This is a genomic window from Nonomuraea sp. ZG12, from assembly GCF_052068115.1.
Lineage (GTDB): Bacteria > Actinomycetota > Actinomycetes > Streptosporangiales > Streptosporangiaceae > Nonomuraea.
On sequence record NZ_JBQHCW010000024.1, the window covers coordinates 76777 to 89036 of the forward strand.

At 69.9% G+C, this 12260-nt stretch carries 10 protein-coding genes; 6 read left to right on the top strand and 4 right to left on the bottom strand.

Annotated elements, in window-relative coordinates; translation table 11 throughout:
• Positions 1-122 precede the first annotated feature (122 nt).
• Complete coding sequence (locus ACTMTF_RS39605; protein WP_441115259.1) at positions 123-644, top strand: adenine phosphoribosyltransferase; 522 nt, start codon at positions 123-125, stop codon at positions 642-644.
• A 174-nt stretch (positions 645-818) separates the two neighbouring features.
• The gene (locus ACTMTF_RS39610) at positions 819-3008 is read left to right on the top strand and encodes a RelA/SpoT family protein (protein ID WP_397016782.1); all 2190 of its coding nucleotides are present in this window, start codon (positions 819-821) and stop codon (positions 3006-3008) included.
• A gap of 392 nt (positions 3009-3400) precedes the next feature.
• Here the strand turns inward: ACTMTF_RS39610 and ACTMTF_RS39615 are convergent, their stop codons facing one another.
• The 3 genes from ACTMTF_RS39615 to ACTMTF_RS39625 form a co-directional block, all read right to left on the bottom strand.
• Complete coding sequence (locus ACTMTF_RS39615) at positions 3401-4498, bottom strand: cupin domain-containing protein (protein ID WP_441115260.1); 1098 nt, start codon at positions 4496-4498, stop codon at positions 3401-3403.
• A gap of 198 nt (positions 4499-4696) precedes the next feature.
• Positions 4697-5926, bottom strand: coding sequence for a DUF349 domain-containing protein (locus ACTMTF_RS39620; protein ID WP_397016786.1), 1230 nt, complete (start codon positions 5924-5926; stop codon positions 4697-4699).
• Positions 5927-5987: 61 nt separating this feature from the next.
• Complete coding sequence (locus tag ACTMTF_RS39625; protein ID WP_441115261.1) at positions 5988-6863, bottom strand: peptidylprolyl isomerase; 876 nt, start codon at positions 6861-6863, stop codon at positions 5988-5990.
• A gap of 139 nt (positions 6864-7002) precedes the next feature.
• Between ACTMTF_RS39625 and ACTMTF_RS39630 the strand changes: the two genes are divergently transcribed.
• From ACTMTF_RS39630 to aspS, 3 genes are read left to right on the top strand one after another with little or no spacing between them, the layout of a single operon-like run.
• Complete coding sequence (locus ACTMTF_RS39630) at positions 7003-7683, top strand: MBL fold metallo-hydrolase (protein ID WP_397016790.1); 681 nt, start codon at positions 7003-7005, stop codon at positions 7681-7683.
• Positions 7683-8942 carry a histidine--tRNA ligase gene (gene hisS, locus ACTMTF_RS39635; RefSeq protein WP_441115262.1) on the top strand — a complete coding sequence of 420 codons (1260 nt, stop codon included), beginning with the start codon at positions 7683-7685 and terminating at the stop codon, positions 8940-8942. The genes ACTMTF_RS39630 and hisS overlap by 1 nt, the downstream gene beginning before the upstream one ends.
• Complete coding sequence (gene aspS / locus ACTMTF_RS39640) at positions 8939-10675, top strand: aspartate--tRNA ligase (protein WP_441115263.1); 1737 nt, start codon at positions 8939-8941, stop codon at positions 10673-10675. The genes hisS and aspS overlap by 4 nt, the downstream gene beginning before the upstream one ends.
• A gap of 63 nt (positions 10676-10738) precedes the next feature.
• Here the strand turns inward: aspS and ACTMTF_RS39645 are convergent, their stop codons facing one another.
• Entirely contained in the window at positions 10739-11626 is an 888-nt protein-coding gene (locus tag ACTMTF_RS39645; protein ID WP_441115264.1) for a peptidylprolyl isomerase, read from the bottom strand.
• A 167-nt stretch (positions 11627-11793) separates the two neighbouring features.
• On the opposite strand from ACTMTF_RS39645, the gene ACTMTF_RS39650 reads away from it, so the two are divergent.
• Positions 11794-12252: a DUF2231 domain-containing protein gene (locus ACTMTF_RS39650; protein ID WP_441115265.1), complete on the top strand. Its 459-nt coding sequence runs from the start codon at positions 11794-11796 to the stop codon at positions 12250-12252.
• The last annotated feature ends 8 nt before the right edge of the window (positions 12253-12260 follow it).

Sequence of the window (12260 nt, forward strand, 5' to 3'; positions counted from 1 at the left end):
CCTCAGCGGGCGTGTGCGCCCCTGGCGGCCCGGGACGGGGAATCGGGGCAGGTGGTCGGAGCAAGGGCCGTCATGGGCCATCATGGAGCCCGTCAGGCGTGGGACCTGCCCGAGGAGAAACGGTGATGAGCGAGCTGAGCACGACGATCCTGGAGCGCATCCGGGACGTGCCGGACTACCCCCAGCCGGGAGTGCTGTTCAAGGACATCACCCCCCTGCTCGGCGACCCCGTGGCGTTCGCGGCCGTGGTGGACGAGCTGGCCGGGCTGCACGAGGTGGACAAGATCGTGGGAATCGAGGCACGCGGGTTCATCCTGGCCGCCCCGGTCGCCTACCGCAGCGGCGCCGGATTCGTGCCGGTCAGGAAGAAGGGCAAACTTCCTGCCGCGACCCTGGCGGAGTCCTACGATCTGGAGTACGGCTCCGCCACCATCGAGGTGCACCACGACGCCTTCGAGCCGGGCGAACGAGTGCTGATCATCGACGACGTGCTCGCCACGGGCGGCACCGCGGCGGCGACCGTGGAGCTGGTGCGCAGGGCCGGCGCGGAGGTGGTGTGCTTCGCGGTGCTGATGGAACTCGCCTTCCTCAAGGGGCGCGAGCGGCTGACAGGAGTGGAGATCCACTCCCTGGTGATCGTCTGAGCGGGCCCGCGGCGGGCCAGGTTCGCCGCCTGGATACACTGGGGGATCTGGACTCGAACGTAAGGAGTCTGTGTGCCCCGTGATGTGGTCGTGCCCGACGTAACGGACGCAGGCAGTGCCGAGACGGTCTCCGGCGCGCCCACCGCACGTCGCAGGCGCTTTGGGGGTGGGGCCATGAATCCGGTGCTGGAGCCGCTCTTCAGGACGGTCCGGGCCACTCACCCCAAGGCCGACCTGCGGCTGATCGAGCGCGCCTACGACGTGGCGGCCTACCACCACCGCGACCAGAAGCGTAAGAGCGGCGACCCGTACATCACGCACCCGCTGGCCGTGGCGACGATCCTGGCCGAGCTCGGCACCGACGACGAGACGCTCTGCGCCGCCCTGCTGCACGACACGGTCGAGGACACCGCCTACAGCCTCGACGAGCTCCGCGCCGACTTCGGCGACACGATCATGTCGCTGGTCGACGGCGTCACCAAGCTGGACAAGGTCAAGTTCGGCGACGCGGCGCAGGCCGAGACGGTGCGCAAGATGGTCGTCGCCATGTCGCGCGACATCCGGGTGCTCATCATCAAGCTGGCCGACCGGCTGCACAACATGCGCACCATGCGCTACCTGCCCGAGCACAAGCGCCACCAGAAGTCCCGCGAGACCCTGGAGATCTTCGCGCCGCTGGCCCACCGCCTCGGCATGAACACGATCAAGTGGGAGCTCGAGGACCTGGCCTTCGCCATGCTCTACCCCAAGCGCTACGACGAGATCGCCCGGATGGTGTCGGAGCGGGCCCCGCGCCGGGACCTGTTCCTGCAGGAGGTCATCGAGAAGGTGTCCGGCGACCTGCGCGAGGCGAAGATCCGCGCCGTGGTCAAGGGCAGGCCCAAGCACTACTACTCGGTCTACCAGAAGATGATCGCCCGCGACGTGGCCTTCGACGACATCTACGACCTGGTGGGCATCCGGGTCCTCGTCGACAGCGTGCGCGACTGCTACGCGGCGCTCGGCACGATCCACGCGCGCTGGAATCCGGTCCCCGGCCGGTTCAAGGACTACATCGCGATGCCCAAGTTCAACATGTACCAGTCGCTGCACACGACGGTGATCGGTCCCGAGGGCAAGCCGGTGGAGCTGCAGATCCGCACCCACGGCATGCACCACCGGGCCGAGTACGGCGTGGCCGCCCACTGGAAGTACAAAGAGGAGGTCGGCGGGCCCGGCCCCACGGGCAAGGTCAAGCCGGGCAGTGACATGGCCTGGCTGCGCCAGCTGCTCGACTGGCAGAAGGAGACGTCCGACCCCGGCGAGTTCCTGGAGTCGCTGCGCTTCGACCTGTCGGTGTCGGAGGTCTACGTCTTCACCCCGAAGGGCCAGGTCATCGCCCTGCCCGAGGGCGGCACGCCGGTCGACTTCGCCTACGCCGTGCACACCGAGGTCGGCCACCGCTGCATCGGTGCCCGCGTCAACGGCCGGCTGGTGCCGCTGGAGTCGCGGCTCGGCAACGGCGACACCGTGGAGATCTTCACCTCCAAGTCGCCCGACGCGGGCCCCTCACGGGACTGGCTGAAGTTCGTCAAGTCCGGCCGCGCCCGTAACAAGATCCGCCAGTGGTTCTCCAAGGAGCGCCGCGAGACCGCGATCGAGGCGGGCAAGGAGGCCATCGGCCGGGCCATGCGCAAGCAGGGCCTGCCGCTGCAGCGGCTGATGTCCGGTGAGGCGCTGCTGGCGCTGGCGCGCGACCTGCGCTACCCCGACGTGTCGGCCCTGTACGCCGCCGTGGGCGAGGGCCACACGGCCGCGCAGACGGTCGTCCAGAAGCTCGTGGCGTCCATCGGCGGGGTCGACAGCGCCGAGGAGGACATCGCCGAGACCTCGCTGCCGACCCGCCTGCGTGGCCGCCCCCGGGGCGGCGGCGCGGGAGTCGTGGTGGCGGGCGACGCCGACGTGTGGGTACGCCTGTCCAAGTGCTGCACCCCGGTGCCGGGCGACGAGATCGTCGGCTTCGTCACCCGCGGCCACGGCGTGTCCGTGCACCGCGCCGACTGCACCAACGTGGAGCAGCTCAGGGAGCAGCCGGACCGGCTGGTGGAGGTGAGCTGGTCGCCCGGGGACGACAGCGTGTTCCTGGTGGCGATCCAGGTGGAGGCGCTCGACCGGCCCCGCCTGCTGTCCGACGTCACCCGCACCCTGTCCGACCAGCACGTCAACATCCTGAGCGCGTCGGTCACCACCTCGCGCGACCGGGTGGCGATCAGCAAGTTCACCTTCGAGATGGGCGACCCGAAGCACCTGGGGCACGTCCTCAAGGCCGTGCGCGGCATCCAGGGCGTCTTCGACGTCTACCGGGTGAGCGGCGCCGGCAGCTGAGCGAGCCGCCTTTTCCGGCCGGTTCGGCCGCTCGCCGTACGAACGGCCGCCGGACCTGTCGTGGGTCTGCTTGTTCGCCGCCGGCTTGGTTCGGGCGCTCGCCGTACAGGGTTGAGGGCTTGTCGCGGCCGGCTGGTCGGGTGCGTCTTCTTTCTTGTACGGCGGGCCTGGTTCGGCCGCCCGACGCACGGGGCTGAGGGCCTCCAGGGGAACGGCCGCTGACCGGATGACGGCGGGCCGCCGTAACGCGAGCCCATGGTTGCCCACGCACCGGGTGACTTGTCATCCGTCCAGCACCAAGGTCCAGCCCGTCAGCCCGTCAGTTTCGTCCACCGTCAGCCCGTGCTGCCGTCAATCCGTCGGCCTTACGGGGGGCTGGTCGGTGTTTGGGGTCAGTGGTGTCTGAGGTCGGGGAGGTTGATGACGATGGCCTCTTGGGTGCTGCGGGCGATGACGACGACCGCTTCTCGAGACGGGTCCGGATTTTCCTCCCGATGGGGGACATAGGGCGGTACGAAGATGTAGTCGCCCGGCTCGGTGTCGATCCGCGTCTCCTGTCCGCTGTCCGGGTCCAGGAAGACGAACGACGGGGTCCCGTCCACCACGTAGATCGCGGTCTCCGATCTGCCGTGATGGTGGTCGGCGGATCGGGAGGCGGGAGCGACATGGGTCTGGCCCATCCAGAGTCGCCGCGCGCCCGTCGTGCTCCGGCCGATCGCGGCCAGCCTGCGCATGCCCGACGTCTGCGCCGTCCGGCCCGACAGCTGGGCTGCGGTGATGTGGCGCAGCGGCCGGTGGAAGGCGTCCCCGGTGACCTGGTAGCCCTCCCACAGGCGGCCGCCCGCCCGATCGAGGACACGGGAGGCCACGGCGGCCAACGCCCCGGGGTTCTCACGTGCGGCGAGGAGCTCTTCGGCGAGCACGGGATCGTGGGCACGCAGCTCGCGCAGCAGCCACTTGCCGCTGCCGTGCCAGCCGCCCGCCAGGGACAGCGCCAGTTTGGCGGTCTCCTGGACGGCGTTCCAGCCGATGAACGCCCGCTCGCCCGGATCCGTCGCCCCCGACAGGTCGTCCAGGAGGTCCGTCAGGACGTAGCGGGCCCGGTCCAGCTCCGCCGGCTCCTGAGCGGCCGGCCCGGCGGTCAGGCGGGCGCGTAGTTCCTGCTGGAGCGCGGTGGCGCGGCCGCCGCCCCGGTCGACGAGCACGACCCCGTCCGCGCACATGCGCAGAAGTGTCGGCCGGCGGCGCTCGGCGTCCTGATCCAGGTAGGCGGTGAGGCTGGTCTGGCTGTGCGTGAACAGCTCCACCGGCCAGTCCCGCCACCGGCGTGACTCCCGCTGCGGCCGGACGAGGCCGTCGAGCACGACCACCACGTCCAGGTCCGAGGTGGCGGTGCGGCGCCCGTTCACCACGCTGCCGCCCAGAAAGGCGTACAGCGCGTCCGGGAACAGCTCGTCGACGAGGGCTCGCGCGTCTGTCACGGCATCCATACGACCACCCTAGACACGCCGACGCCCGTCCGCCGCAGCCCGAAGCCCACGCCGACGCCGACCCGCTGCGGCCCGAAACGCACGCCGAACCCGCGGGCCGCCCGTCCCGCAGATCGTCAGGGCCGGTGTCCGTCCCCGATCACGGGGCCGGACACCGGCCCTTACGGCGGCGCCCGGCGGACACCGGCCCGTCAGGCGTCAGCTGAACTCCGCCAGGGTGCGCTCGGCCTCCTGGAGCCAGGAGAGGCGGGCCGTGATGGCCTCCTCGGCCTCCTTGACGTCCTTGGCCCGGCCGGCGGCCTCCGCCTTGGCCCGGCGCTTCTCCAGCTGCTCGATCGAGGTGCGGAGCTGGTCGACCGTGCTCTGCGCGCGGGCCCTGGCCTCGGGGTTGGAGCGCTTCCACTCGGCGTCCTCGGCCTTGCGCACGGCCTCGTCCACCTTGCGGAGCCCGCCTTCGAGCCGGTCACGCTGCTCGCGCGGCACCGGCCCGGCGGCCTCCCAGCGCTCCAGGAGGTTGCGCAGCGTCGCCCTGGCGGTGCGCGCGTCGGTGACGGGCAGCAGCTTCTCGGCCTCGATCAGCAGCTCCTCCTTCACCTCGGCGTTGGCCGCGAGCGAGGCGTCACGCTCGGCGAAGACGGCCGAGCGTGCCTGGAAGAACTGGTCCTGGGCGCCCTTGAAGCGCGCCCACAGCTCGTCCTCCACCTCGCGCGAGGCCCTGCCCGCCGTCTTCCAGCGCTGCATGAGGTCCCGGTAGACGGCCGCCGTCTGCGCCCAGTCGGTGGAGTCCGCGATCGCCTCCGCCTCGGCGACGATCGCCTCCTTGGCGGCCCGAATCCCCTCACGCTGCTCGTCGAGGCCCGCGAAGTAGACCTTGCGCCGCTTGGCGAAGGCGGTGCGGGCGGCCGACAGCCGCTTCCAGAGCGCGGCCTCGGTGACCCGGTCGATGCGGTCGGCGGCCTTCCACTCCTCGACCAGCTGGCGCAGCCGCTCGCCACCCGACTTCCAGTGGGTGGTCTCCTCGGCGATGCGCTCGGCCTCGGCGACGATGCCTTCCTTTATCGTCCTGGCCTCGGCGCGTGCCTGCTCGCGGGCGGCCTTGACCTCCTCGCGGCGCTTGGCGACCAGCTCCGTCAGCCCGTCGAGACGTGCTGTCAGAGCCGCCAGGTCGCCGATGGCGTGCGCGTCGGCCACGGCTTCGCGCAGCTTGACGATGCTGGCCTCCGCCTGCGCCGGAGCCAGGTCGGTGCCCTTGACCCGCTGCTCCAGCAGTTGGACCTGTCCGGCCAACTCGTCGTACTTGCGATGGAAATAGGCCAGTGCCTCTTCGGGCTCACCGGCCTGCCAGGACCCGACGGCCCGCTCTCCCTCAGCCGTACGCACGTAGACGGTGCCGTCGTCGTCTACCCGGCCCCACGGGTCGGTGCTCACCGTGTCCTCCCGCACTTTCCATCAGACCCTTCGGGACTACTCGCCCCTAGTTTGTATTACGTCAGCTCTTGCCGCTGATTGTCACGTCTTTGATTTCGACGGTTTCCTTCGGTGCTCCGGTGCCATCGCCCGAATCGCCGATGACGCCCGCCTTGTTTACCTTGTCCAGGATGTCGAGTCCCTTGGTGATCGTACCCACCGGCGTGTAATCGGGGGTGAGCCCGATGTCGCCATATACCAGGAAGAACTGGCTTCCTGTCGAGCCCGGCGCTGAGGTCTTGGCCATGGCCATCACCCCGCGCTTGTAGGCGGCGCCCTTGAGGTTCTCCTCGACCATCACGTAGCCGGGGCCGCCGGAGCCGTCCTGCGCGCCCTTGCCGTCGGCCTTGGCCGTCGGGTCGCCGCACTGCAGCATCGGGAACTTGGCGTTGCCCAGCCGGTGGCACTTGCTGCCGTCGTAGAACTTCTTGGCCGCCAGGTGCTGCAGCGAGTTGACCGTGCAGGGCGCCTTGGCGTTGTCGAGCTCCACCACGATGTCGCCGAGGTTGGTGTCGAGCGTCATGGTCTTCGTGGCGGGCTTGAGCTTGACCTTCGCCGGCGGCATGCCGACGTCCTTGACGTTGCCGCCCGTGGTGTCGGCGACGTACCCGCAGGTGCCGGTCGCGGCATCGTACGGCTTGGGCTGGGCCGCAGGCGCCGCCGAGGCGGTGTCCTGTGGCACCGAGGCCGTCGGCGAGGCGGCCGCGTCGGTCGGCTCGTCGCCGCCGCCCAGCAGCGCGACCGCGGCGACGATGCCGCCCACCACCACGACGACTCCCACCGTGGAGCCGATGATGGCCGTGCGCTTGTTACGCTGCTCGCGCTCGAGACGGCGCTGGAGCTGCCGCTCATGGTGCTCGCGTGCCAGCTGCTTCTGCCGGTCCTTCCCCGTGGCCACCGCTTTGCCTCCCATAGTGAATCAACTGAGGTGGGCGAATCGTATCGGCCAACGGGTAATGATTCGCAGCCCGGCGACCCGCACCGGTACCCTTCGGTTACATTCCCATTGGCTTTTTTGACGAGATCAGCTGAGGCAGATGCTCATCGCAGGCTTCCCCGCAGGGGCCTTCCAGACCAATTGTTACGCCGTCGCGCCCGCCGCGGGCGAGGAGTGCGTGATCGTCGACCCTGGTCAGGACGCCGTGGAGGGGATTGAGGAGATGGTGCGGGAGCACCGGCTCAAGCCGGTCGCGGTCCTGCTGACGCACGGCCACCTCGACCACGTCTGGTCGGTGGCGCCCGTCTGCGGCGCGCGCGACATCCCCGCCTGGATCCACCCCGACGACCGCCACCTGCTGAGCGATCCCTCCGCGGGACTGTCGCCGGGCAGCGCCTCGATGTTCGGCGGTCTCACCCTCAGTGAGCCCGACGACGTGCGCGAGCTCTCCGACGGGGCCACGCTGCGGCTCGCCGGGATGGAGCTGGTGGTCGATCACACGCCCGGCCATACCAGGGGGTCGGTGAGCTTCCGGCTGCCCGCCGAGGACATCATGTTCGCGGGTGACCTGCTGTTCGCCGGCTCCATCGGCCGCACCGACCTGCCGGGCGGCGACTTCCCGACGATCCTGCGCAGCCTGGCGGCCAAGTGTCTGCCGCTGCCGGACGATACGGTCGTCCTACCGGGCCACGGACCACAGACCACGATCGGCCACGAGCGCGCCACCAATCCTTATCTCAAGGAGGCCGCGCCGCACGCCGGTCCCACACGAGGGATCTAATGAGCTTCCAAGCACCCAAGGGCACCTTCGACTGGCTGCCACCCCGCTCCGAGCAGGTCCTCGCCGTCCGCGAGGCTCTCGTCGCCCCGGTACGGCGAGCGGGCTACGGCTACATCGAGACGCCCGTCTTCGAGGACACGCAGCTGTTCGCCAGAGGCGTGGGGGAGTCGACCGACATCGTCTCCAAGGAGATGTACACCTTCCCCGACAAGGCCGGCCGTTCGCTGACCCTGCGCCCCGAGGGCACCGCGTCCGTGGTGCGCGCCGTGCTCCAGCACAACCTGCACAACGGGCAGCTCCCGGTGAAGCTGTGGTACTCAGGCAGCCAGTTCCGCTACGAGCGTGCCCAGAAGGGCCGCTACCGCCACTTCTGGCAGGTCGGAGCCGAGGCGCTCGGCTCCGAGGACCCGGCGCTCGACGCGGAGCTCATCGTGCTCGCCGCCCAGGGCTTCGCCGCGCTCGGCCTGAAGGACGTACGGCTGCTGCTCAACTCGCTCGGCGACCGGACCTGCCGCCCCGCCTACCGGGCGGCGCTCCAGGAGTTCCTGCGCGCCCTCGACCTCGACGAGGACACCAGGGCCCGAATCGAGATCAACCCGTTGCGGGTGCTCGACGACAAGCGGCCCGAGGTGCAGGCCCAGCTCGGCGGCGCGCCCCTGGTGGTCGACCACCTCTGCGCCGCCTGCAAGAGCTACCACGAGGAGGTCCGCGCCCTGCTGACCGCCGCCGGCGTCACCTTCGAGGACGACCCGCGGCTCGTGCGCGGCCTGGATTACTACACCCGCACCACGTTCGAGTTCCTGCACGGCGGGCTCGGCTCCCAGTCGGCCATCGGCGGTGGCGGCCGCTACGACGGGCTGAGCGAGATGCTGGGCGGGCCGCCGCTGCCCAGCGTCGGCTGGGCGCTCGGCGTCGACCGCACGTTCCTGGCCATGGAGGCCGAGGGGCTGATCGCCGAAGCCACACCTGGCCGCGTCCAGGTGTACGGTGTCGCGCTGGGTGAGGACGCCCGCCGCCGGATGTTCCTGCTCGTTCACGAGCTGCGCCAGGCGGGTGTCAGCGCCGACATGGCCTTCGGCGGCAAGGGGCTCAAGGGCGCGATGAAGGGCGCTGACCGCTCCGGGGCGCGGTTCGCGCTGATCCTGGGCGAGCGTGACCTGGCGGCGCGAGCCGTACAGCTGAAGGACCTGACCACCGCTGAGCAGACCGAGGTGCCGCTGGCCCAGGTCGTTGACGTCTTGAAGGGGAAAGTGCAGTGATCCGCACGCATACGGCCGGGTCGCTCCGCAAGGAGCACGCCGGGCAGCAGGTGACGCTCGCAGGATGGGTGGCCCGCCGCCGTGACCATGGCGGCGTGGTCTTCATCGACCTGCGCGACGCCTCGGGCTCGGCGCAGGTGGTCTTCCGCGAGGAGGACCACGCCCACGACCTGCGCGCCGAGTACTGCGTGAAGGTCGTCGGCCAGGTCCGGGTGCGACCCGAGGGCAACGAGAACCCCGAGCTGGCCACCGGCGCGATCGAGGTCGTGGCCGACACGGTCGAGGTGCTCAGCGAGTCGGCGCCGCTGCCGTTCCCGATCGAGGGGAATGTGGGCGTGTCGGAGGAGGCGCGGCTGAAGTACCGCTACCTCGACATCCGCCGCCAGCAGGTGGCCCAGGCGATGCGCACCCGGTCCAAGGCCACCTACCTGGCCAACGAGGTGATGCACGAGCTCGACTTCGTCTACGTCGAGACGCCGACGCTGACCCGCTCGACGCCCGAGGGCGCCCGCGACTTCCTGGTGCCCGTCCGGCTGCAGCCCGGCAGCTGGTACGCCCTGCCGCAGTCGCCGCAGCTGTTCAAGCAGTTGCTGCAGGTGGGCGGCCTGGAGCGCTACTACCAGCTGGCCAAGTGCTACCGCGACGAGGACCTGCGGGCCGACCGCCAGCCGGAGTTCACCCAGATCGACGTGGAGATGTCCTTCGTCGACCAGGAGGACGTCATCGAGGTCGGCGAGAAGCTGATCGGGCGGCTCTGGCGGGAGATCCTCGGCTACGAGATCCCGCTGCCGCTGCCGCGCATGACCTACGCCGACGCGATGGCCCGTTACGGCTCCGACAAGCCCGACCTGCGCTTCGGCCAGGAGCTCGTGGAGATGACGGACTACTTCGCCGAGACCTCCTTCCGCGTCTTCCAGGCCGACTACGTGGGGGCCGTGGTGATGCCCGGCGGGGCGTCGCAGACCCGTAAGGAGCTCGACGGCTGGCAGGAGTGGGCGCGCAGCCGCGGCGCCAAGGGCCTGGCTTACGTGCTGGTCCAGCAGGACGGCACACTCGGCGGCCCGGTGGCCAAGAACCTGTCGGAGACGGAGACCTCGGGTCTGGCGGCCAAGGTCGGCGCCCAGCCGGGCGACGCGGTGTTCTTCGCCGCCGGGGCCAGGAGCGCCTCGCGCGACCTGCTGGGCGCGGCCAGGCTGGAGATCGGCCGCCGCTGCGGCCTCATCGACTTCTCGCAGTGGTCGTTCCTGTGGGTGGTCGACGCGCCGATGTTCGAGGAGGACGGGGAGGGCGGCTGGACCGCCGTGCACCACCCGTTCACCGGTCCCAAGCCCGAGTGGGCCGACACCTTCCAGGACCATCCGGGCGAGGCGCTGGCCTACGCCTACGACATGGTCTGCAACGGCATGGAGATCGGCGGCGGCTCGATCCGTATCCACCGCGCCGAGATGCAGCAGCGCGTCTTCGACGTGCTCGGCATCTCCAAGGAGGAGGCGGAGAGCAAGTTCGGCTTCCTGCTGGAGGCGTTCAACTACGGCCCGCCCCCGCACGGAGGCATCGCCTACGGCTGGGACCGGATCTGCATGCTGCTGTCGGACGGCGAGTCCATCCGTGACGTGATCGCGTTCCCGAAGACGGCTTCGGGATTCGACCCGCTCACCGGCGCGCCCACGCCGATCACGGCGGGCCAGCGCAAGGAGGCGGGCGTCGACGCCCGGCCGAAGACGGAGGCGTAACGGCTTCCCCGGTCGAAGCGGTCAGGGCTACGGCAGGCGTCCACGGGACGCCTGCCGTACTCGTCAGGAGAGCGTGACCTTCTTGATGATGATGGGGGTCTTCGGGGGCGAGGAGCCGCCGTCGCCGGTGATGTCGTCCTCGTTGACGATCACGCCGTTCTCGGCGACCTTGTCGATGATCTCCAGGCCCTTGCTGACCATGCCGAGCACCGAGTACGCCGGATCGATCTGGGTGTTCTCGTCCGACATGGAGATGGCGAACTGGCTGCTGTTCTGCCCGACCGCGTCCGGGGCCTGCGTCAGGAACACCACGCCGCGCGCGTAGGGGACGATGCCGACGGCCTCGTCGCCGAAGACGTAGCCGGCCGTGCCCTGGCCGTCGGTGGGGTTCTTGCCGTCGGCCTTGGCCTTCGGGTCGCCGCACTGCAGCAGGTACAGCCCCGTCGTCTCGGGCTTGGCCAGGCGGTGGCACTTCGTGTTGTCGTAGAACTTCTTCTTGGCCAGGAAGGCCATCGAGTTCACCGAACACGGGGAGACGGCCGGGTCGACGTCGATGACGATGTCACCATGGTTGGTGGTGATGGTCATCTTCTTGAGCTTCATGTTGGGCTTCTTCGGCGGCATGCCGACGTACTTCATCGGCACGTCCGAGGTGTCCCGCTTGTACGTGCACGTCACCGGGCCGGTCTTCGTGGGCGCCGGGGTCGTCGCGGCCGGCAGCGGGGCCGAAGGTGTGGCGGAGGCCGAGGTCTCGGCGGCCACGGGCTTGGACGGCTCGCCGCCGACCATCGTGGTGACGGCGAAGATCCCGCCTGCCACCACCGCTACGGCCACGCCCGCGCCGATGAAGGTGTTGCGCCTCGCTTTGGCGGCCTGTTCGGTGGCGCGCTGCGCCTGCCGTTCCTTGTGCTCCCGCGCCAATTCGCTCTGGCGGTCGTCGTCGCCGCTCACCGGTATGTCCTCCATCTTTGCCTACACATGACCCGAACAACACGGGAATGCTACCGGCCCTGAAATGTGCTGCACGTAAGTGACAGAAAGTGACCATTGTGGCGAGACCGCTCGGGAGCCGTAAGGTTCGGGGAGACTAGTTCAAATTGAAACTAAGGAGCCCCGACATGTTCGATGAGATCTTCGGTCTGCCGGTCCACGCACTGGTCGTCCACTTCGCGGTGGTGCTGACCCCATTACTCGTCGCGGTGGCCGTAGCGTACGCCCTCGTGCCCCGCTGGCGCCCGTCCACGGCATGGGCGGTGATCCTGCTCGCGCTGGCCTCGCCCGTGGCGGTCTTCGCCTCCTTCGCGAGCGGTCCCAGGCTGCTGGAGGCGCGCTTCGCCACCGCCGAGGGAACGCTGGCCGGGAACATCGCCACGCACGCGTCCTTCGCCGTCCCGCTGCTGCTGTCGGTCCTCGGGCTCGGCGCCGCCTCGCTGATTCTGGTGTACGCCTCGCGCGGCGACCGCTTCGGCAAGTCCGGCACGACGGTGCTGTCGGGCGTGACCGTGGTGCTGGCCCTGGCCGCCGCCTACTACGTCTTCCGCGCCGGCGACTCCGGAGCAAGGGCCGTGTGGGGGTAGCCTCACGT